Here is a 19769-nt window from a genome sequence, read left to right as displayed (position 1 = left end):
AATGAAAAAAACCTTACTACTTATTGCGCTTGGCATAAGTTCATCTCTTGTCTTTGCAAAACCTTATACAAAGTCACCATCGGAAGTCGTTGCTGAGGCCAAAAGCAGCGACTGGCAGCAGCTGGACCCTGAAAATATTCTTAAAATAGAATTACAAACAGGATCGGTCTATATCGCGCTTAACCCTGAACTTGCGCCCAATCATGTGGCAAATATTAAAGCGTTAGCGCGAGAGGGGTTTTACACAAACTTGAGTATGTATCGGTTCGTGGAAAACTTTGTGGCCCAAGGCGGCGATATGTCGGACAATAAAATGCCGCAAAAAGGAAAAAAAGCGATTGCCGCTGAGTTTTTTCATAGCACAGAATCAACCTTGAAGATCACACTTCTTGCTGCTGTAGACGGCTACGCGCCGCGTACCGGGTTTTTAAATGGTTTTGCCGTAGGACAAAATGAAGCTGGAACTAAAACCTGGATGACACACTGCGTTGGTTCGTTTGCCATGGCCAGAACCAACGATGTTAATAGTGGTGGTACCGAGTTTTACATCACGTTGACGCCGCAGCGGTACCTAGACAAAAACACCACCGTGTTTGGGCAGTTGTTATCGGGAATGGAGCATGTTCAGCATCTAGATCGTAAACCAGTTGCTGGGCAAGCGTATAATGTTATCAAAGGCGTTACGGTACTTGCTGATGTAAAAGGTGCACCTTCTTTTAAAAGGCTAAAGACAAATACGCCGGTTTTTGAGTCGCTAATTGCTGCACGTAAAAATAGAGCGGGAGATTGGTTTGTTGATACGCCAAATCACACCGATATATGTTCGGTCCCCGTCCCTGTTGAAATGGAAGACACGACAGGGGAATAAATAACCTGAGCTGCGGATAATTAATGCCTTTCTAGCAGCTAGTTTTAGCGCTAACTGCGTTGAATTCACTTCCAATAGCCAGCTATTGGTGCGTAAATTCGCCTTGCCTACAGGATGTAGGTACCTTAGCGAGAGCAGGACGCGGAAGCGGTGTTTTCCCTAAAACTCTCTGGCTAGACAAGGAAAAAACTAAGTTTTGCTTTAGCAACAATGAGTTGGAACATTCCTTATCCAAACCTCAGGTTAAATAGCAATACTTAGATGTGATAAAAAGCCAAGCCATGTGAGAACATGGCTTTTTTACGTTTTACTGTCGGTTAGTTCTTACCGTATACGGAGTCTGATCTTGTTCACTCGAACGATATGGATTGATATCTAACCCGCCACGGCGAGTATAGCGTGCATAAACCGATAATTTTTCAGGGTTAAAGGTGCGCCAAAGCTCGCAGTAAATGCGCTCCACACATTGCTCATGGAACTCGTTGTGGTCACGGAATGAGATTAGGTACTTAAGCAGCGCTTCTCGGTCGATTTGCTTACCACGGTAACTTATCACCACGCTTGCCCAGTCTGGCTGTGAGGTGATCAAGCAATTTGACTTGAGTAAGTGGCTGTGAAGCGTCTCGTCGACCACATCCTCAGAGGCAAGTTGTAGTAAGTTACTATTTGGTGTGTAGCTATCAACTTCAATATCCAGCTCGTCGATACACTCACCAGGGAGACGCGAGAAAGGAATACAATCGAATTCGTCTGCGCCAAATAGTGTCACGCTAACTTGGCTATTTGATGCCGTGGAAAGATCCGCAGCTAGCGTTTGGCGCACGGTTTCCATCGTATCAAAGCGACTTTGGTTAAAGCTATTCAAGTAAAGTTTGAACGATTTTGACTCAATGATATGCGAGCTTTGGCAAGGAAACACAAAAGTGGCAACCGCAACTTGAGGCTTACCTTTGTTATTGAGCCAAGACAATTCGTAGCCTGTCCAAGTATCTTCACCTTTGAATGGTAAAGCGGACTCATCAACATTGATTTGGTCACGATTGAGTTTACGTGCAATGGGGTGCAGCAGGCTTGGAGTATAAACACTGGCATATTCTGTGGTTTTACCAAGCACAGAAGATTGCAGCTCTGGCGAGTTACTGTAGTCTGTCATGTTAATTCAAATCTCGTTACAATGCGGTCATTATAACGAATGTTCACCTCGGGATTAATAGCAATTTGCTTAATTACACGAAACAAGTATTCAGCCCGAGGTGAGAAAAATAAAGAGAGCTTTATATATGACTCAGCCCGTAAATATGGCGCGCTTGCATCAAGCCTATGCAGACTATCATCAACAGACCTTCAAAGATTTACCGAGTACCGAGCATGATGAAAGTTGGCCGAGCCCATGTGAGCAGGGTGAACCGAACAAGCTTAACGAGATAAAATGGCTAGCGGTAGCGCGCTCGCCAGCGGGACATCTAAATGATTTAGCCAGAGCGTTGGAAACACAATTTCCTGAGGGATTGAACGGACTGTATGGTGATTTCTTTGCTGGCAATATCGTGGCATTTATTGAGGGTAAGCAAATTGAGCTACTGCAAGCATGGAACGAAGATGACTTCGAGCGCTTGCAGCAAAATATCACCGGCCATATTTTAATGAAGCGCAGGCTCAAACAACCTGAAACCGTATTTATTGGCTTAACAGAAGCAGACGACTTATTGGTGTCGGTCGATGTCGCTACGGGTCAAGTTGGGTTAGAGTTTGTCGGTAAGAAACAGCATCATGTTTTGGCTGATTCTATCGCGGAGTTTGTAGAAAAACTGACAGTCAACTATCCAATATAGCTAGTTGGTATCAAGGAGCTTGCGCTCCTTATTGAAAGTCCCACGAAATATTCGAGACCAATTGGCAAGTTTCGCAGCGAAAGTCGAAAAGGCCGAACCAAGGCTCCTCGAGTAACCAGTCTCCCTGACAGCTTGGGCATTTTCTTGCTTTTTCTGCGGCGAGGTTTTCGCCGCCAACACGATACAGATAATAGTAAACCGGTTTTTTCGTGAGATAGCGAATACGTTTGCTCAAATCCATGCCACGTCTAAACAAATCACTACCCGTACTGGAAATTTCCTCCAGTGCAGCAAATTCGCAGCGAGTCGCACCATTGATCTGTATTTGATCGCAGGCTTGCCAATCTTCTTTCCATTTGATCAGTGTTTTGTAATCACCATTGGCAATAGCTGGGATTTTATATAAAGGCACTGGTAAAAAGTCGTCGCCACAATACAGTGGACTACAAGTGTGTACGTATGTGGTGTAGAGAATGTAGCTTGACGGCTCATGACAGGCATCAGCGCTGTTGGCATGTATATCTTGCCCAAAAACTTTGACCTTAGGTGCAAGCAAGCCTGATTGCTGTAGCTGGTCAATCGCAAACTTCACAAAAGGACTATGGTTTAATGGATGCAAAGCGTCTTCTTCTGGACACATCACACGAGTGACGAAATAGCCATCTTTAAGTACAGTTGGAAATTCGTCACCAATGATTTGACCATTAAAGCGAAGCGCATTGACCACCCGGTTAATGGCCTGCTCGGCAGCATCTAAGGTGGTTTCCTCATAGCAATCAAAAGTTAAGTCGACAACAAACACTACGACTTCTCCAATAAGGCAATGAGCTTATCAAGCTTAGCTTCAATTCTATCTAATTGGCTTTGTGAACTTGTTTTGACGACCTCTTCAACCTCTTGATAGTGCTCAATACAGGTAGGGTCTTGTTTGTACGCAGCAATGCCTGAGATAACGTCTGGCATTGCGACGCTTTGAGTTAATTTGCTTTTTGTTAGCGCGACAGTTGGAGTCTTCCCACTATCGACTAATTTTTTGATAGCTCTGGCAACGGCAGGATGCATAGAGGTTCCTAAACGCCTTAATCATAGGAGTGGATCATAGCACCAAGTTACGTAAGGAGCGATTGCTTTAGCTATCTTAACATCGCATCTAGTTCGTCAATGATTTCACTCCAATCGGCGTCTTCTTTTAGCGATTCTTCAATAAAGTGACGTTGCCCTTCATTCCAAAATGGTGCTTGGCTTAACAGCATATCGTCAGGAAGGCGGTGTTGTTTGACAAACCCTTCGATCGCCTTGGGATTGTTGTCGAGCCCAAGTTGGGCAAATAAAGTACTCATAGTGTGGCGACTAGTATCCATTTCGTTCTCCCTCGTTTGCTTGAATTTTACTCACTAACTATAGTAAAGGTGGTTGTAAAACCTTTAGCAAGTCATCATCGATAAAAACCATAATGACTAATGCGAGGATAAATATACCTGTCCACGACTGAATAAATTGTGACTTGTATCAATATCTATCACTAGCGAGTAGCCGTACATTATTAAAGTACACAGAAAAAATTCTGAGGTTTTGATATTAAGTAGTATTTCGGCATGATTATCAGAAGCTTGGGGCAATAACAATAAGGAACCATGATGTCAGTAGAAACTTCTCAACATGAATTAATCGTTAGATATTTAAATCCAGAAGATATCAACGTAGCCGCGAGTGTGTTGTATCAGGCTTACCATGATGATCCGTTACTCAAGCAGGTATTGGAGGCAAAACAAGAAGCAATTTTTGAAAAAAAACTCAGAGCCTTAATACGAGAAGAGCTGTCGGCATTTGGTCAAACGGGGCAGCCGATGGTGGGGTTATATCATCAAGATAGATTGGTCGCGGTAGCATGCGTTATTGCAAATGGCGATGAATTGGACGCAAATCGGCAGTGGCATTGGCGATTACGACTCATGATGAGTGCGGGATATTTGCAAACGCAGCAGCTTATCGATAAAGAAAAGTCGATTAGACAAGCGTTGCAAACGCAAGAGCCGTGTCACTTTTTATCTCTAATTGCCGTTGACCCACATGTTCAAGGGCTTGGCTATGGCCACTATTTACTCACTGCGTTGGATGATTTAATTGCACAAAGTGAAGAAACGAAAGGGATGGCAGTATTTATTACTAAGCCAGAACAAGCGCAGTTTTTTGCGGGTCACGGTTATCAAGTTCTGCAAAAGATGGCGTTTAGCTCAGTAGAGGGCACATTACTATTTAAGAGCAAATAGCAACAATGGAAATTACCATGTAAGAGATCTCGTACGAGAATGTGGGTTAAGGCGCTTTGTAGTACCGAATTTGTAGTGTGATTTTTAGTTACCCTTCTGTTTTTAAAGAAGTTACTTTGTTTTTCTTTTAAATGACAGCAAAAAGATTGTTCGGAGCTATCTAACAAAAGTGCTCAATCCCCGTAAACTTAACAATGTAAGGAAACACAAGAGCAGGAGCTCAGCGTCAAAGGATAAGGAATTTGACAACAAGAGAAGGATGTATTGCATAGGGCAAGGAAGATCAGGAACTCGAGGAAGCGAGTGTGAAGCGGAGCTTCACTAGGGATAAGGAGACACATGGAGTGTCAAGGAGCGCGGGAAGCGTAGTGGAGCAAGGAAGAGCAGATAAGGACGAGCAAGACTCTAGGATGAGGGAGCGCAATCTGGATGATTGCGAAGTGGATGGGTTACACTGGACGTAACAATGTATAGGGAGCACATAGGGATTATGTGAAGCGGAGCCAAGGTGGCATTGGAGCGCGGGAAGCGAAGAGGAGGCCAAGGTGGCTAAAATGGAGATGCATTGGAAGTGCTAATGGATGACACAAGGATGGGATTCGGGTAGGTCGGAGTACATACCCGTTCAGGGGAAGAAGAATTGGCGGATGGCTTTTGGGTTGTAAAGCAGAGGAATTGGATACCTCTTGGGATAATCGTCAGGATTGAGGCGCAGCAGATAGGCTAGCGCCTTAGTTTTTTGTGACGGTTGTAAATTTGATGTATATTTTCCTAGTAACTTAGTTGAAGTTCTCAAAACTCTCCGCTTGCAGTTTCATTCTTATCTTTCGATCTCCTTGCTAGATTATTCCACTCTCATTTTAGTCTTATACTGATTAGTCTTAATACTTGCTCAATTTTAAGGAGCAAATCTGACGCTAACCGCGTTAAAAATTTCTCATTTAGAACAACTAAATAGCAAAATTTTTGCCTTGCCTTGCCTTGCCTTGCCTTGCCTTGCCTTGCCTGCATGGATGTAGGTACCTTGGCGATAGCAGGACGCGGTAGTGGTGTTATCGCTAAGATTCTCCCGCCTCAAAATAGATCACTTAATTAAGCGAATTGGTATTGTTTTTTAGTGCGCGATGTTGGCGCAATAGTTAAGGAAAAAGAAATGGAATGGTATCTAACAGTATTAAAAAGATATTCCGATTTTAGTGGACGTTCAAGACGCAAAGAATACTGGATGTTTATCTTAATAAATGCGTTGATAGGCTTTGCAATTGGTATTGTCGACGGGCTTTTTGGCACTCTGTTTTTGACAGGTATCTATTATTTGGTGGTTCTAGTACCGATAGTTGCAGTATCTATTCGTCGTCTTCACGACACTGGACGCTCGGGCTGGTGGCTTCTAGTGAGCTTTGTGCCTATCGTCGGTTTATTAGTGATTATATATTTCACCACCATGGATAGTGAGGTTGGTGAAAACGACTACGGGCCAAGCGTCAAAGGGTATGTTTAAAATAGTTGTACTATTATAAATTCAGAGCAGGCACTTGTATTTATATGAATTTAAGTGCCTACTTTTGCACCCATCGGATTAACTTGCGATTTTATAAGCGGGCAATTCTTTTTTGACTAATCGTTCATTTTCTAAGTAAAGCTTACCTTGATAGGCTGACTCGCCATCTGAACTAAACTCAAACATAAATTGGCTTTTTATTCCAAGCTTACCGTCCTTTAATACCCCGAAACGGCGCTTAATACAGGCAACACTTAACAGTTGCACTTGCAAACTTTCAGTTTGATGTTGTGCATGTCTATTTGCCGCTTCTGCGATCTGGCGGCTATACCAAAATAGCGCGATACCAGATGATACGATGATAAAAAGCCAAAGTGTTGTCATTTAAGAAAATAACCTTCCAATTGCACGAGACAGAGTTTCACTGCGATTTTCTGCTCTAATAATCCCTAAAACATGTGGGCGTAACATAGGTATTGCAACTAAGTCTGCGAAAATACTGCCGAAAAGTCCATCGATTTGATTATTCTCAGCGGCTTTTTCCATATAGATAAAAAGCCTTTTCTGGTCGGTTAGTGTCTCCCAAGCACGCCCTGCAATAGTGAGTAAGCAATCGGCATCTGATCCCAACTCAGATGCTAAAATGGCGTCTACTGCATGGGCGATGAGACCAAGCGCGTGACTTCCCGACATCGCACGCAAATTAGTGACTACGGCGTCCTTATTTTGCTGTTGGCATGCGCGGTTTAAAGCGGCTAAAAAGTCTTCGGTTTGTGATGTTGAGACCGTAACGTGTTCAAGCATTGCGGCTAATGGTGTCTTAACTTCTGCTGGCAAAAAAGACCACGCCTGTTGCAGGTTGCTCGCGTTATGACCATGGTCTAGACGTAGGGCAAAGTCTGCAATACCTTGTAGCGCTATTTCTTGCCAGCGTTCAAACCCAAGCTTGCCAGAAAAATAGAGTTCGGCGTGCTCGTAATATTGAGAAGCCGGGCGATTAAGCTCACGCTTTAATAGCGCATTGAATGCCGCGAGTTTGTTCGCGTTTGGCGTGAAGACATAAGGGTTGTTATCAAGTTTCCCTTGAGCGGCTTCGCCCGTGAGTTGAGTACCTAATGCTTCGAGTACCATGGAGGCAAAGTGGTCACGGCTGGCGATAATGAGCTTGCTTTGCTCATCCAGTGGAAACTTTAAAAACCACACATAAGGATCAGCGGTCGCCTCATTATCCCAAAATTGAATCGCCATGATGGCATGGCCGCCAAGCGGGTAAGGATAAGGGACTTGAGTACTCTCGATTTGCGCAAACTGCTTCTTATCTATTTTTGTGATACGTCGACCCAGATCATAGGCCCGCCACTGCGTTCCGGCGTTTGTTAGTAATTCACCTAAAGTTGAAATTTGCGCTGTCATGAATGCTCTATATGTTACTTATATTTTCAATAGCGGCAATTATAGCTACTTTTGGGAGCGCTGATAAGCCTATGAAAAAGGTGCACTTGAGAGAATTGGCTAGCTCCTAAATAATGCAAATTGCTATAATGTAAAAAATTGAGAAAGAGACAGGACCGATGAACTCGGAATTATTGATTCAGTTAGACGAACTTGAGACTTGTTTAAAGGCGACGGGTCTTTGGCAAGACGAGCCAATTTCGGCTAAGGCACTTACCTCTACGGAGCCATTTTGCTGCGATACGATGACCTTCGCGCAGTGGTTGCAATTTGTATTCTTGGGCAAAATGCGAACAATGGTAGAAAGTGGTGAAGCATTACCGGAAAATATGGCGATTGCGCCAATGGCTGAAATGGTGCTGAGTGAACATCTTTATTTTAATGCGGTGCATCAGTGTTTAAAAAACCTCGATAATACAATTGCAAAGAGCGCGTAATGCTTGAGATTTTATATCAAGATGCACATTATGTTGCGATAAATAAGCCGTCAGGGTTATTGGTTCATCGCTCATTTTTGGATAAGCGAGAAACACAATTTGCGATGCAAATGCTACGTGATCAACTTGGTCAACATGTTTTCCCCGTTCACCGTTTAGATAGGCCAACGTCAGGCGTGCTACTGTTTGCACTAAGCTCTGAGGCCGCGCGAGACATGAATGAAATCTTTATTAGCGGTAATATTCAAAAACGCTATTTAGCGCTTGTTCGCGGATTTGCTCCGGAATCTAGATTCATCGACAGACCACTCAAAGAAGAACTTGATAAAATTGCTGATAAGTTTGCCTGTCAGGATAAAGCTCCGCAGGAGGCGCAAACACAGATAAATTGTTTATTGCAGGGTAGCTTGCCAATTCCTTTTGGTAAGTATCCAAGTATTCGCTACTCATTGGTGGAGTGTTTTCCTAAAACGGGTAGAAAACACCAAATCAGGCGCCACCTTAACTATTTAGCACATCCGATTATTGGTGATGTCAATCACGGTGATAATAAACACAACCACTTTTTTGTCGATCATTTTGGCTTACGTCGGTTGATGTTATTTGCAACTAAATTGGAATTTGTACATCCTTATACCAACACGACGATTTCAATTACCGCGGATTTGGGAGAAGAAGCATTGGCTGTCTTCGCTCAGCTCGGCTGGTCAGACAACGAGAAGGATTATAAATAATGGCAAAAGTTTCCATTTTTGTGGGAAGTATGTACGGCAATGCTGAAAACTTAGCAAACGACAGTGCTGAGTTTTTGAATAAATCGGGTCATGAGGCAAGTGTTATTGAGCCTGCTTCCATCGTTGATGTAACGCAAGCTGAAAACATTTTATTTATTTCTTCTACTACCGGATCTGGTGATATTCCCGATAACTTGCTGCCTTTATTTTTGCAAATGCAAAGCGAATTTCCGATGCTAACGGGCAAGAAAGTAGCGGTCATCGCATTGGGGGATTCTAGTTATGGCGATACTTATTGTGGTGCTGGAAAGCAAATTGATGCCCTGATTGAAGAGTTGAACGCCACTCGAGCACAACCGCGTCTAGACATCGATGCCTGTGAATATTTTGAGCCTTGGGAGCCGGCAGAGGCTTGGCTTCAATCATTGGCAAAAAACCTTTAGGTTTTATCTTCTGTTCAAGCATTACCTTTCAATTTACGCGGCTTAATAGGCCGCGTTGCCAGCTCAAATAGCAAACTCATCAGCATAGTTATAGTAACGGAAAAATATAAATATTTACATTTCGGTTACGTTGTGTGACATTGGTCTTGGTTGTATGAAAAGTGACCGATATTATAAAGTTCAAAATAATGAAAAGGAAAAGACAATGATTAAACCGATTCTATTTGCTGTATCTGCTATTTTCGCCACCGCAATGTCGTCTAATACTACCGCATTCGAAGAAATTTACCTTGAATGTTACAAAAATGGTGAGTTGTTATGGGCTGACTCTTTTTCTGATTATCGAGATGCGGATAACGCATCGAGAATTTGCAGGAGGATTGGTGGTACGCCAATAATGTACTAACGATATCAGTTCTTTATGAAACTTCCTTTAGATAATATTAATCAGCATTGAAGCCTAACCAAATTTTTGGGTTTAAATCAGCTGTAAGCGACGTTGAAAAACTGTGTATTTAAACGATAGAACTGTCGTAATCTTTAAGGAAAAGTGAGTCAAAAGTGCTGCTTTAATATGTAAAAATCCAATATCATCACTGATATTGGATTTTTATTTTTAAACCCTGGTTCTTAGCGCTAAACACGTTTCGTCTGAACTTTCAGTTTTAACTTTTGACCAGGCTGGAGGTACTTCTGTCCAGTCAGGTTGTTCCATTTGACGATTTCATTCACGCTGACGTTAAACTTAGTGGCGATACGTGCCAATGAGTCGCCTTTACGCACTTTGTAAGTGATTGTGCGCTCGGTGTTGACGAGGACGGTTTGATTTGCTGCTTTTTCATCTTTAAAGACAGTAAGCTTTTGTCCAAGGCGCAAAACGGCATTGGTTTTTAACTTATTCCAGCTAGCTAATTGCTTAACGGTAACATCATATTCGCGGCTGATATCCCACAATGTATCACCTGATTTTACTGTGTGGCTGAGTTTGTTCTTAGTTACTTTGTTGGCGGCAAGGCGCACTTCTGGTGGTAAATGCTCACTTTGCAATTCGCCATCACTGAGTGGCACCAATAACTTCTGGCCAACACGGATCATATTGCCATCGATGCTATTGAGTGAGCGAATGGCGCCGATACTAGTATTAAACTTAGTCGCAACGACCGACAGGCTATCTCCTTTTTGCACTGTATAATATTGCCAACGAAGTCGATCTTTTACTTCAGTTTTAGCTAATTTCTCTTGAAAAGCGTCAACTTTTTCCATGGGTAATAATAACTGGTGTGGGCCATCTGGATCGGTGGCCCAACGATTAAAACCTGGATTTAAGCGATAGAGTTCAGTTAAAGAAATATCGGCCATTTCAGCGGCAAGCGCTAAATCAATTTGTGACCCTACCTCAACGGTATCAACAACTTGGGCATTGATTATAGGTTGCCACGCGACCTTAAACTCATCTGAGCGTTTTAAGAGGTCGGATAAGGCAAGTAATTTAGGCACATACGCGGTGGTTTCGCGAGGTAAATCGAGAGACCAAAAATCGGTAGGCAAATGCTTTTTACGATTTTTTCGGATTGCTCTGAGCAATCGACCTTCACCTGAATTGTAAGCGGCAATTGCGTTTAACCAATCGCCTTCCAGTGTTTTATGGAGATAGGTGAGGTAATCTAATGCTGCCTGCGTTGATGCAATAATATCGCGACGGCCGTCATACCACCAATTTTGTTTGAGGTTAAAGCGTTCACCGGTTTGAGGCATAAATTGCCAAATACCGGAAGCGGTGCGGTGTGAATAGCCAAATGGATCGAATGCGCTTTCCACAATAGGTAACAACGCGATTTCTACCGGCATATTGCGCTTTTCTACTTCTTCAACAATGTAGTAGAGGTAAGGTTCTGCACGTTTTGCGATACGGTCTAAATAGGCTTGGTGACGTTGATAGTAATTACGTTCGGCGACCACAGGTCTATTTTGTGGCACTTCGATAGATAACTGATAACGGATCCGCTCCCATACGTCGTCAAATACAGGCACAGCCTCTTCATCTTCGTCTTGCCATGAGGTACTGAGTGTTTGGGAGATATCATAAGGGCTCGCGTGATCTAAGTTGGCCTGCTTCACTTGTTCAGTTGCAGTTTCCAACGGGGTTTCTTGCGTGATTTCACAACCACTTAACATTGCTAATGAAGCAACAATAAAGGCGAGCTTTTTCATAAATGCGTTCTTTTGCTTGGGGGTTCGGACAAAAACTCGGCAATATTACCGAGTTTGTATCAGCATTTAAAGCTTCTTTATTATTTTATTTCGACTTCCTAAAAATCGTTAGAAATGCTTATCTTTGGCGGTATTGCAAAGAAAATGGATAATTTATTCAATACTTCCCATGTAAGTCCGCCAAAAAAGCGTCATTTTGGCGTTACATTAGGTCACTATTGAATATTTTAGAAGTTATCCTTCCATTTTCTCAGTGCACTAAAGCGAGCTTCAGGTGTATTTTCTGACGCGATAAATTGCGTTGGAACATGGGTGAGAATGGCATCATTTGCGGCACGTACAAAAGGATTGATTGCTTTTTGTTGTTCAATTGTCGTAGGTACCGTGCGCTCGTTACTGGCACGTAATGACTTTGCTTGTTGGTGATACTGGATCAGTGCTTGGTTAGTGGGCTCAACGGCCTCAGCAAAAGCAAGGTTCGCGAGTGTGTACTCGTGCGTGCAATACACTTTACATGTGTCAGGTAGTGTGAGTAGCTTTTCAAAGGAGTGCCACATTTGGCTAGGTGTTCCCTCAAAAAGTCTGCCGCAGCCAGCATTGAATAATGTATCACCCGTAAAAGCCAGTTCATCATTTACATAACAGATATGGTCTAACGTGTGACCTGGGGTGGCAATAATGTTCAGCGTGGTATCAAAAAGTGTGATCTTATCGTGTTCACTAAGGCCATGAGTAATGCCTTTATATTTACCATTTTTAGGCCCGTAGACTGTTAAGCTGGGAAAATGTGATAAAAGCGGGGCAATGCCATCAGTATGATCCCAATGGTGATGGGTGACTAATATGCCTTGGAGTGTTAAATCAAACTTGGCGAGGTAATCTAAAACAGGTTGTTCGTCACCTGGGTCAACCACCCAACAGTTTGAACGTCGAGGGTCTTTTATCACCCAGATATAATTGTCATCAAATGCTTTGATTGCATCGACTTGCACCATAACGCAATGCTCTATAAAGTGATTAATAACACCAGTATAACGAGCTTAGTAAATGAAACCAGCGTTAAGTTTTTTACAAGGACCCAAACCCGATGAGTGGCAAGACTTTCCTCACGGTGAATATTTAAAGGTGGGGATCCAAAAACGACTGGATGAATGGCTACCAAGAATGTTTGGTTACCACATGCTAAAACTCGGCTGTTTGAGCGGTCAAATGAATACCTCTGCCAGCCCGATTAAGCATCAAGTTTGTGTTGCCCCACAAGGCAAACATGTCGGAGTATTTGCTGAAATTGACGAGCTACCTTTTTACGAAAACTCAGTCGATGCTTGTATTTTAAGCCAGTGCTTAGAATATCATTCTGATCCGCATCATATTCTACGCGAAGCCCACCGAACGCTTATTCCTGGAGGTTATATTGTGATCTCAGGTTTTAATCCGTTTAGTTTATGTGGTGTGGCGCAAATGCTTCCCTTTAGTAAAGAAAAACTACCTTGGTCAGGGCGCTTCTTTACTCCATCGCGGGTGAAGGATTGGCTAGATTTACTCGGGTTTGAAATTGTTGGTGACGAGCGCTTTATTTATGCGTCTTTAGCGCGAGGCTCGAGGCTTTCTCGTTTTGCGCCATGGCGTCGTTTTTGCCGTCATTACTTAAAGCCGATGGGAAGCGTGTATATGTTGGTGGCAAGAAAGCGGGTGATGCCGCTCACTCCAATCAAACCTAAGTGGCATGTAAAGCCTAAGTGGACACCCGCTGTGAAAGGGGCTGGACTCAGACAAACCTGCCAAGATAAAGAATAACGAGTATTATTACTTAATATAAATCTTAAGGGAGCTGTTATTTGTTATTGAATGATCCCTTAGTTAGACGCTGGCTTCGTAGCCTTCATCTACAAGTAGGTTTGGACCTGAAGCCGCTTCACGCGCTAAGTCATCAACAAGCTCATTATATTTATTTCCAGCGTGGCCTTTTACCCAGCGCCATTGGATCGTGTGTCGGCTGGTGGCAGCGTCCAGTCTTTGCCATAAATCGACATTTTTTACTGGTTGTTTGGCTGCGGTTTTCCAATTGCGCTTTTTCCAGTTTTCAAGCCAAGACTCAATGCCTTGCTTAACATATTGGCTGTCGGTATACAGAATGATATCGCAGGGGCGCTTTAATGTTTCGAGTGCAACAATAGCCGCAAGCATTTCCATTCTATTATTGGTTGTGAGTTTATACCCTGCACTCATTTCTTTTTCATGTCCTTGATAGGAAAGGTAAACACCATAACCACCTGGACCTGGATTGCCTAAACACGAGCCATCGGTATAAATCTCTACGGTTTTTTGCACTGAATTGCCTATTTTTATGTAAAATGTGCGAATAGGGCAAAATAATAGCAAAGTTAAGCGAGCAACGATATGCACACACGGCAAATAGTACTGGATACAGAAACCACAGGTATTGATCCTAAAGCAGGGCACAGGATCATTGAAATTGGTTGTGTTGAGCTAGTCAATCGCAGACTAACGGGGAATAACTTCCACGTATATATCAACCCTCAGCGCGACATTGAAGAAGAAGCCATTGATGTTCACGGTATCACCAACGAATTTTTACGTGATAAACCTTTTTTCCATCAAATTGCGCAAGAGTTTTTTGACTATATTAAAGGAGCTGAGCTTGTCATTCATAACGCGCCGTTCGACGTCGGCTTTATGGATCACGAGTTTGCTAAGTTAAATCAAGGCTTTCCGGCAACCCATGACTATTGTCAAGTGCTAGATACTTTGGCGATGGCAAGGGATCTTCATCCGGGCCAGAAGAACAGCTTAGATGCGCTTTGCCGTCGCTACGATATCGATAACTCAAAGCGTACGCTGCACGGCGCTTTGCTGGATTCCGAGATCCTTGCTGATGTTTACCTGTCGATGACGGGAGGCCAAAAAAAGCTGAATTTGGCAAATCAAAATAAAGGTGATCAGGCTAACTCAGCCGGTGGCATTATTCGTTTAGACAGCAATCGTCCTGCACTTAAAGTTTTACGTGCTTCTGCCGATGAAGAACAAGCACATACAGAACGTTTAGAGCTTGTAAACAAAGCTTGTGGACAAAGTCTGTGGCAACAATTATGAATATAATCGGTATCGTTGGGGTGGAGTAGACGCTTAACTAGGGGCTTTGTCCCAAAAAAAGATCACTCAGGCCATCAACGCAATGTAGGGTTAATACATGAATCTAAAACAGCTTATCTTGGGGTTTGTACTGCTAGTAAGTACGGTTGTTGGCGCTCAAACACCACAGATAACGATGTTGCAGCGGGACGGTAAGGTAAATGAAATCCCTCTTTTAGATAACCGTTTTCGTATTGATTATAATATTGAAGAGATCACTTTACTGTTTTTTCGCGCCCCAGGCGCTCCCGCTGTGGTACTTGTGAAGCCTGATGGTAGTAAATATTATGCGACCAGTTCACTGGATAATGATGCACTACGATGGTATGACGAAGTCAGTTATGACTTGATCATTCTAAAGAACCCAACGCCAGGCCCTTGGCAAGTCATCGGACAGATCCAAAAAAACAGCCGCATAATGGTGCTTGGTGACATTGAACTCGAAGTTGAAGCTTTGCCCCCGCTATTATTCCGTGGTGAAGTGCTGAAGGTAACAGGGCGCGTGACTAATGATGGCAAACAGATAGATGTGGGTTACTTCCGGGATGTCGTGACTTTGTATGTGGAGTTCTCTAGTACCAATAACGATGAATATGCCAACTTTGGTGCAGGTACGCAAAGCGTGACCGACTTTAAAGATGATGGCCGAGAGTTTGATGAAAGACCCTTGGATGGAATTTTTACTGGTGAGTTTAAATTAAACTTTCCTGCGGGAGAGTGGCAGCCTGAATTTTTCATAGAAACGCCCATTCTAAAAAGAAGAGTGATCAAATCACCTATTGTTATCGCTGAGCCGCCATTCAACTTTGAATTGATGCTAGCGGGTGAAAACGAGCTTGAACATGGCCTTACTATTACGATAGACGACACGGTTGTGAAACCTGAGACCATATTGCTACAGGGTAAAATCTTTTACCCTAATGGTGAAGAGCAGATGTTTACCTTAGATGCAGAAGAACGGCTTTATCGTCAGCTGCCAATCAAGAATTATGATTGGGGGCGTTATAGTGTAGAAATCTCCGTATTTGGTGAAAATATCAATGGCCGTGAGTTTATGGCAACGTTGCCAAACTACAATTTTGAAATTGAAAGACCCATTGAAAAAGTGCCTGAATTGGAAGCCGCTGCGTTACCGGCAGTGATACAACCCGAGCCAGAACCAGAGCCGACTATAAGTACAGCGCTATTAGTCAGTATTATTGTTGCTGGTAACTTAGTTGTATTATTGCTCGGTTGGTTAGCCATTCGTGTTCTGGTGCAAAAAAAGCCAATTAGACTAAAAGTACCAATGCCAAAGAATCCATTTAAGAAAACCGAAGAAGTCATTGATCTTGATGATTTAGGACCATCTGAAAATAACGCAGCAGGGAATGGTTCAAAAAATGATAAATCAGGTGATATTTTGAACCTTTCAATGAAAGATAACTAAAAAACACGGTTTTTTTTCAAAAAACGGTTGACTCATGAGGGGGTCATTCGTATTATTCACGCCGCTGTCAGGGAGCACACCTTACAGCAAACACTGCAAGAATATGACGCGGAGTGGTAGTTCAGTTGGTTAGAATACCGGCCTGTCACGCCGGGGGTCGCGGGTTCGAGTCCCGTCCACTCCGCCAAATTTCTTCGTGGTATCAATAAGTCGCGCTGGAGTGGTAGTTCAGTTGGTTAGAATACCGGCCTGTCACGCCGGGGGTCGCGGGTTCGAGTCCCGTCCACTCCGCCAATACTTATTACAAACGTGCATTTGCTTCTTATGGAGTGGTAGTTCAGTTGGTTAGAATACCGGCCTGTCACGCCGGGGGTCGCGGGTTCGAGTCCCGTCCACTCCGCCAACACTTCGAAGCAAAAAATGCGAATACTCAGTGGAGTGGTAGTTCAGTTGGTTAGAATACCGGCCTGTCACGCCGGGGGTCGCGGGTTCGAGTCCCGTCCACTCCGCCAATGTATCGCATAACTATATTCAAGCTTTATGACAGCTTGTTTACTCGCTGGAGTGGTAGTTCAGTTGGTTAGAATACCGGCCTGTCACGCCGGGGGTCGCGGGTTCGAGTCCCGTCCACTCCGCCAACACTAAAACGAGTAAAATAATGTCATTAAGATATCTCTGCGGAGTGGTAGTTCAGTTGGTTAGAATACCGGCCTGTCACGCCGGGGGTCGCGGGTTCGAGTCCCGTCCACTCCGCCATTTAAGATATCTTGCAAATCTATCACTGCGGAGTGGTAGTTCAGTTGGTTAGAATACCGGCCTGTCACGCCGGGGGTCGCGGGTTCGAGTCCCGTCCACTCCGCCAGTTTGCAATTTCTCTTCTCATATTTCAATTACTTATCTCCTAATTTTCTTTTTCTATTGTATTGTTATTTGATCCTGTGATCAGATGATCACCATTTGGTGACCGTGGGCGTTTAAAAATGGTATTCATTGGTCACGAGAATGCGGTTTGGTTTTCATGATCAACTTTGTTTTTTCTTAGCATATCTATCTTTTATCTTTGTTTTATTTCTCTTCATTGTTACTCGCGAATTCAAGTCCGAAGTGCACCACTCGCTAAATTAGGCTGCTTTGCGTAATTCATTGAATATCACCACAGGTTGCCTAAACCCTATACATTTTCTCGGCCTCGCATTGATCGCCCGCTCTATATGCGCAATTTGCTTATCTGTCACCGTTCGTAAATCTGTTCCTTTGCAAATATATTGACGCAGCAGACCATTAAAGTTTTCATTCAACCCTCTCTCCCATGAGGAGTAGGGGTTAGCAAAATAGATATCGGTTTTTAGCTTATCTGAGACATATTCATGCTCGCAAAACTCACTCCCATTATCTGCGGTTATCGTATGAACATGACGTCGATAGCGCCACAGCATGCCTCTCATCGCTCTGCTCACTTGCGCTGCACTTTTTGCTGGAACTTTGCGTATCAGGTAAAACTTACTTGTACGTTCGCCCAAACTAACGATTGCACCCGTGCCATGCTTGCCAAGTACAGTATCCACTTCCCAATCACCAAACCGTGTTTTAATGTCAACAATCGCAGGTTTATGCTCAATGCCAACCCGATTTAGGATGATGACACGTTTGCTTCGGCAACCTTTACGATAACGTCTGTGCCCTTATTCGGGGAGGACTCAGGGGGCGATTAACAGAGCTTGACCATAGGCAGCAATACATTGATTTAATTCAAGAAGCAAAACAATCGGGTTGCGCTGTAGAGAAAGCTTGCAGAGAAATGGATATCAGCTTGAGAACGTATAGACGATGGTATCAGCAAGGCATAGTACAAACAGACAAACGCTCAGAGGCAGAGCGTCCAGTGCCAAGTAATAAACTAACCGTGCATGAGCAACAAGCCATTGTTGATGTTTGTAATGAGCCTGAATTTGCTAGCTTACCGCCTTCACAGATAGTGCCTAGGTTGTTAGATAACAATATCTATCTTGGCTCAGTGTCAAGCTTCTATCGTGTGCTTAAGGCTGAAAACCAATTACATCATCGTGGTCGCAGCAAAGCACTGAGAAAAGTGGCTAAACCCACGAGTTTTACAGCTGCTACACCGAATGAAGTTTGGTCATGGGATATAACTTACCGTGTGCCCGGAGTTCAGGGCTAACAAGGATGTTTTAAATTGAACCACGAACCTGTCTGAAATCGATTAATATATTGGCCGGAGCGCTCGTAGTAGTGCGAGGTGGGGAAAGCCCACTACATGGCGAAGAGGCGCAGTAAGCTCAATTTTGTTTTACCTTGAACTCTTGATTGTTTGACTGTTTATTTAGTTTGGTTGGTTGTTGTTTTTATGTTAAGCATGAGGGGTGAACTGAAAGTAAAATGTGATTTTTTAGTAGTAAAACTTAGAAAGTTGGGTATAATTCCGCGTCTCGAAAATTAAAAGGATATGCAAGCATGATGGATGATATGGACGTAGTTAAGCAACCAAATGATGTTTTGGAAGGGAAATCTTGGTTATCTTTTAGAAAAAGAATTGATGATGAAATCTTAAAAGAAATGGACAAGGTTCGTTTTTTAAATATCTATCAACCGATTTGTGATGCTCTTCAAGGTGGTAAACGTATTCGAGCGATTTTGGTTCTCATGGCCAACCAAGTATATGACGAACCTCAAGAATCTGCTTCTGATGCAATGAAAGTTGCTGTTGCTATTGAAATGTTACACGCGGCAGCGTTAGTACATGATGATATTATGGATAATTCTGATTATCGTCGTAATGAGCCAACAATTTACAAAAAATATGGTACCGATACTGCCATTTTGGCTGGTAACTTTCTTATTAGTCTGGCATTTAAATTGGCTAATTCCGTTAAGGCAAAATATGCTGCAGGTTGCAGTTTGTATTTGTGTGATATTTGCATGGAATTAGTTGATGGTCAGCTATTGGATATTAATTCTTTTGATACCGAAGATCTCGATAGTTATTATAAACTCATTGATGGTAAAACTTCCTCGATTATCTCTCTTCCGATGAAAATTCTTGGTGTGATTAATGAAAATGAACAGCTTAGTCAGCATTTGTTTGATTACGCCCGAGAAGTTGCTCGTATTTTGCAGATTCTAGATGATTTTTATGATGCCTTTATTGGTGATGAGAAAACAAGTAAAACGCCGGGGCTTGATCGGTTAAATGGTAAAAAGACTATTGTGGATTTGGTCAGTAACAAAGATGACTTAAAATCAATGACCAGAACACAAGTGAAAAAGGCGATTCAAGTGACTCTTGCTGAACATCGAGAGGCGGCACATGCTCTTCTTGCTCGAATCGATACTCCAAATACTCAAGCGCTGAGTGACTTAGATGCTTACGTTTGGCATATGTTGACTAAGTATACGATTTAGTTTGTGAGTATTATATCTG

Annotated in this window: 21 protein-coding genes, 7 tRNA genes and 2 pseudogenes; 20 read left to right on the top strand and 10 right to left on the bottom strand. The window is 43.0% G+C overall.

The window, feature by feature from the left end:
* Position 1 precedes the first annotated feature (1 nt).
* Positions 2–868, top strand: a complete 867-nt coding sequence (locus ABMY45_RS02725) for a peptidylprolyl isomerase (RefSeq protein ID WP_349288352.1) — start codon at positions 2–4, stop codon at positions 866–868.
* A gap of 307 nt (positions 869–1175) precedes the next feature.
* Here the strand turns inward: ABMY45_RS02725 and queF are convergent, their stop codons facing one another.
* Positions 1176–2021: an NADPH-dependent 7-cyano-7-deazaguanine reductase QueF gene (queF, locus tag ABMY45_RS02720; protein ID WP_102057224.1), complete on the bottom strand. Its 846-nt coding sequence runs from the start codon at positions 2019–2021 to the stop codon at positions 1176–1178.
* Positions 2022–2148: 127 nt separating this feature from the next.
* Between queF and syd the strand changes: the two genes are divergently transcribed.
* Positions 2149–2700 (top strand): SecY-interacting protein, encoded by a 552-nt coding sequence (gene syd / locus ABMY45_RS02715; protein ID WP_235366637.1) that lies wholly within the window; start codon positions 2149–2151, stop codon positions 2698–2700.
* A gap of 28 nt (positions 2701–2728) precedes the next feature.
* Here the strand turns inward: syd and ABMY45_RS02710 are convergent, their stop codons facing one another.
* The 3 genes from ABMY45_RS02710 to ABMY45_RS02700 form a co-directional block, all read right to left on the bottom strand.
* Positions 2729–3502, bottom strand: coding sequence for a Zn-ribbon-containing protein (locus tag ABMY45_RS02710; RefSeq protein ID WP_102057222.1), 774 nt, complete (start codon positions 3500–3502; stop codon positions 2729–2731).
* Positions 3502–3762 (bottom strand): hypothetical protein, encoded by a 261-nt coding sequence (locus tag ABMY45_RS02705; protein ID WP_010606623.1) that lies wholly within the window; start codon positions 3760–3762, stop codon positions 3502–3504. The genes ABMY45_RS02710 and ABMY45_RS02705 overlap by 1 nt, the downstream gene beginning before the upstream one ends.
* Positions 3763–3833: 71 nt before the next feature.
* On the bottom strand, positions 3834–4061 hold the full coding sequence (locus ABMY45_RS02700; protein WP_010370914.1) for a DUF2789 domain-containing protein: 228 nt from the start codon (positions 4059–4061) through the stop codon (positions 3834–3836).
* 276 nt (positions 4062–4337) lie between these two features.
* Between ABMY45_RS02700 and ABMY45_RS02695 the strand changes: the two genes are divergently transcribed.
* On the top strand, positions 4338–4970 hold the full coding sequence (locus ABMY45_RS02695) for a GNAT family N-acetyltransferase (RefSeq protein ID WP_010606625.1): 633 nt from the start codon (positions 4338–4340) through the stop codon (positions 4968–4970).
* A gap of 1153 nt (positions 4971–6123) precedes the next feature.
* Entirely contained in the window at positions 6124–6471 is a 348-nt protein-coding gene (locus ABMY45_RS02690) for a DUF805 domain-containing protein (RefSeq protein ID WP_102057220.1), read from the top strand.
* A 78-nt stretch (positions 6472–6549) separates the two neighbouring features.
* Here the strand turns inward: ABMY45_RS02690 and ABMY45_RS02685 are convergent, their stop codons facing one another.
* Entirely contained in the window at positions 6550–6855 is a 306-nt protein-coding gene (locus ABMY45_RS02685) for a DUF3301 domain-containing protein (RefSeq protein ID WP_235366639.1), read from the bottom strand.
* Positions 6856–7884: a DUF3549 family protein gene (locus tag ABMY45_RS02680; protein WP_349288351.1), complete on the bottom strand. Its 1029-nt coding sequence runs from the start codon at positions 7882–7884 to the stop codon at positions 6856–6858.
* A 158-nt stretch (positions 7885–8042) separates the two neighbouring features.
* Between ABMY45_RS02680 and ABMY45_RS02675 the strand changes: the two genes are divergently transcribed.
* From ABMY45_RS02675 to ABMY45_RS02660, 4 genes are all read left to right on the top strand, one after another.
* Positions 8043–8360 (top strand): YqcC family protein, encoded by a 318-nt coding sequence (locus tag ABMY45_RS02675; RefSeq protein WP_010370929.1) that lies wholly within the window; start codon positions 8043–8045, stop codon positions 8358–8360.
* On the top strand, positions 8360–9094 hold the full coding sequence (truC, locus tag ABMY45_RS02670; RefSeq protein WP_102057217.1) for a tRNA pseudouridine(65) synthase TruC: 735 nt from the start codon (positions 8360–8362) through the stop codon (positions 9092–9094). The genes ABMY45_RS02675 and truC overlap by 1 nt, the downstream gene beginning before the upstream one ends.
* A complete protein-coding gene (locus tag ABMY45_RS02665; RefSeq protein ID WP_010606632.1) occupies positions 9094–9537 on the top strand; it encodes a flavodoxin in 444 nt (147 codons plus the stop codon). Before truC ends, ABMY45_RS02665 begins: the two co-directional genes overlap by 1 nt.
* A gap of 205 nt (positions 9538–9742) precedes the next feature.
* Entirely contained in the window at positions 9743–9943 is a 201-nt protein-coding gene (locus ABMY45_RS02660; RefSeq protein ID WP_010606633.1) for a hypothetical protein, read from the top strand.
* Positions 9944–10173: 230 nt separating this feature from the next.
* Here ABMY45_RS02660 and ABMY45_RS02655 read toward each other — a convergent pair whose 3' ends face one another.
* Both ABMY45_RS02655 and gloB read right to left on the bottom strand, forming a co-directional pair.
* The gene (locus ABMY45_RS02655) at positions 10174–11748 is read right to left on the bottom strand and encodes a LysM peptidoglycan-binding domain-containing protein (RefSeq protein ID WP_349288350.1); all 1575 of its coding nucleotides are present in this window, start codon (positions 11746–11748) and stop codon (positions 10174–10176) included.
* A gap of 227 nt (positions 11749–11975) precedes the next feature.
* Positions 11976–12743 (bottom strand): hydroxyacylglutathione hydrolase, encoded by a 768-nt coding sequence (gene gloB / locus ABMY45_RS02650; protein WP_211866629.1) that lies wholly within the window; start codon positions 12741–12743, stop codon positions 11976–11978.
* Between the two features lie 52 nt (positions 12744–12795).
* On the opposite strand from gloB, the gene ABMY45_RS02645 reads away from it, so the two are divergent.
* Positions 12796–13545: a methyltransferase domain-containing protein gene (locus ABMY45_RS02645; protein WP_010370946.1), complete on the top strand. Its 750-nt coding sequence runs from the start codon at positions 12796–12798 to the stop codon at positions 13543–13545.
* 63 nt (positions 13546–13608) lie between these two features.
* Here ABMY45_RS02645 and rnhA read toward each other — a convergent pair whose 3' ends face one another.
* Positions 13609–14079, bottom strand: coding sequence for a ribonuclease HI (gene rnhA / locus ABMY45_RS02640; RefSeq protein ID WP_010606636.1), 471 nt, complete (start codon positions 14077–14079; stop codon positions 13609–13611).
* A gap of 69 nt (positions 14080–14148) precedes the next feature.
* Between rnhA and dnaQ the strand changes: the two genes are divergently transcribed.
* The 9 genes from dnaQ (at position 14149) to ABMY45_RS02595 (ending at position 17192) form a co-directional block, all read left to right on the top strand.
* Positions 14149–14862, top strand: a complete 714-nt coding sequence (gene dnaQ / locus ABMY45_RS02635) for a DNA polymerase III subunit epsilon (protein ID WP_237115879.1) — start codon at positions 14149–14151, stop codon at positions 14860–14862.
* A gap of 97 nt (positions 14863–14959) precedes the next feature.
* Positions 14960–16330 carry a TIGR03503 family protein gene (locus tag ABMY45_RS02630; RefSeq protein ID WP_102057212.1) on the top strand — a complete coding sequence of 457 codons (1371 nt, stop codon included), beginning with the start codon at positions 14960–14962 and terminating at the stop codon, positions 16328–16330.
* Between the two features lie 110 nt (positions 16331–16440).
* Positions 16441–16517, top strand: a tRNA-Asp gene (locus ABMY45_RS02625).
* A 30-nt stretch (positions 16518–16547) separates the two neighbouring features.
* A tRNA-Asp gene (locus ABMY45_RS02620) sits at positions 16548–16624 on the top strand.
* 32 nt (positions 16625–16656) lie between these two features.
* Positions 16657–16733 (top strand) — tRNA-Asp (locus tag ABMY45_RS02615).
* 32 nt (positions 16734–16765) lie between these two features.
* A tRNA-Asp gene (locus ABMY45_RS02610) sits at positions 16766–16842 on the top strand.
* 49 nt (positions 16843–16891) lie between these two features.
* Positions 16892–16968, top strand: a tRNA-Asp gene (locus ABMY45_RS02605).
* A gap of 41 nt (positions 16969–17009) precedes the next feature.
* A tRNA-Asp gene (locus tag ABMY45_RS02600) sits at positions 17010–17086 on the top strand.
* 29 nt (positions 17087–17115) lie between these two features.
* A tRNA-Asp gene (locus ABMY45_RS02595) sits at positions 17116–17192 on the top strand.
* 259 nt (positions 17193–17451) lie between these two features.
* Here ABMY45_RS02595 and ABMY45_RS02590 read toward each other — a convergent pair.
* Positions 17452–18012: pseudogene (locus ABMY45_RS02590) on the bottom strand (IS30 family transposase); the annotation flags it as partial.
* Positions 18013–18068: 56 nt separating this feature from the next.
* Between ABMY45_RS02590 and ABMY45_RS02585 the strand changes: the two are divergent.
* Positions 18069–18485: pseudogene (locus ABMY45_RS02585) on the top strand (IS3 family transposase); the annotation flags it as partial.
* 317 nt (positions 18486–18802) lie between these two features.
* Positions 18803–19750 carry a polyprenyl synthetase family protein gene (locus ABMY45_RS02580; protein ID WP_010606640.1) on the top strand — a complete coding sequence of 316 codons (948 nt, stop codon included), beginning with the start codon at positions 18803–18805 and terminating at the stop codon, positions 19748–19750.
* The last annotated feature ends 19 nt before the right edge of the window (positions 19751–19769 follow it).

Source organism: Pseudoalteromonas sp. XMcav11-Q (assembly GCF_040104525.1).
Lineage (GTDB): Bacteria > Pseudomonadota > Gammaproteobacteria > Enterobacterales > Alteromonadaceae > Pseudoalteromonas.
This window is presented reverse-complemented; position numbering and strand designations above follow the sequence as displayed.

Excerpts from the sequence above, each read along its gene's own strand:
- ABMY45_RS02580 (WP_010606640.1), top strand. The coding sequence starts at position 18,803 with ATGATGGATGATATGGACGTAGTTAAGCAACCAAATGATGTTTTGGAA.
- gloB (WP_211866629.1), bottom strand. The coding sequence starts at position 12,743 with ATGGTGCAAGTCGATGCAATCAAAGCATTTGATGACAATTATATCTGG.
- ABMY45_RS02645 (WP_010370946.1), top strand. The coding sequence starts at position 12,796 with ATGAAACCAGCGTTAAGTTTTTTACAAGGACCCAAACCCGATGAGTGG.
- ABMY45_RS02680 (WP_349288351.1), bottom strand. The coding sequence starts at position 7,884 with ATGACAGCGCAAATTTCAACTTTAGGTGAATTACTAACAAACGCCGGA.
- ABMY45_RS02705 (WP_010606623.1), bottom strand. The coding sequence starts at position 3,762 with ATGCATCCTGCCGTTGCCAGAGCTATCAAAAAATTAGTCGATAGTGGG.
- ABMY45_RS02695 (WP_010606625.1), top strand. The coding sequence starts at position 4,338 with ATGTCAGTAGAAACTTCTCAACATGAATTAATCGTTAGATATTTAAAT.
- ABMY45_RS02685 (WP_235366639.1), bottom strand. The coding sequence starts at position 6,855 with ATGACAACACTTTGGCTTTTTATCATCGTATCATCTGGTATCGCGCTA.
- ABMY45_RS02630 (WP_102057212.1), top strand. The coding sequence starts at position 14,960 with ATGAATCTAAAACAGCTTATCTTGGGGTTTGTACTGCTAGTAAGTACG.
- ABMY45_RS02700 (WP_010370914.1), bottom strand. The coding sequence starts at position 4,061 with ATGGATACTAGTCGCCACACTATGAGTACTTTATTTGCCCAACTTGGG.
- ABMY45_RS02665 (WP_010606632.1), top strand. The coding sequence starts at position 9,094 with ATGGCAAAAGTTTCCATTTTTGTGGGAAGTATGTACGGCAATGCTGAA.
- dnaQ (WP_237115879.1), top strand. The coding sequence starts at position 14,149 with ATGCACACACGGCAAATAGTACTGGATACAGAAACCACAGGTATTGAT.
- ABMY45_RS02660 (WP_010606633.1), top strand. The coding sequence starts at position 9,743 with ATGATTAAACCGATTCTATTTGCTGTATCTGCTATTTTCGCCACCGCA.
- syd (WP_235366637.1), top strand. The coding sequence starts at position 2,149 with ATGACTCAGCCCGTAAATATGGCGCGCTTGCATCAAGCCTATGCAGAC.
- ABMY45_RS02655 (WP_349288350.1), bottom strand. The coding sequence starts at position 11,748 with ATGAAAAAGCTCGCCTTTATTGTTGCTTCATTAGCAATGTTAAGTGGT.
- ABMY45_RS02690 (WP_102057220.1), top strand. The coding sequence starts at position 6,124 with ATGGAATGGTATCTAACAGTATTAAAAAGATATTCCGATTTTAGTGGA.
- ABMY45_RS02725 (WP_349288352.1), top strand. The coding sequence starts at position 2 with ATGAAAAAAACCTTACTACTTATTGCGCTTGGCATAAGTTCATCTCTT.
- truC (WP_102057217.1), top strand. The coding sequence starts at position 8,360 with ATGCTTGAGATTTTATATCAAGATGCACATTATGTTGCGATAAATAAG.
- ABMY45_RS02675 (WP_010370929.1), top strand. The coding sequence starts at position 8,043 with ATGAACTCGGAATTATTGATTCAGTTAGACGAACTTGAGACTTGTTTA.
- queF (WP_102057224.1), bottom strand. The coding sequence starts at position 2,021 with ATGACAGACTACAGTAACTCGCCAGAGCTGCAATCTTCTGTGCTTGGT.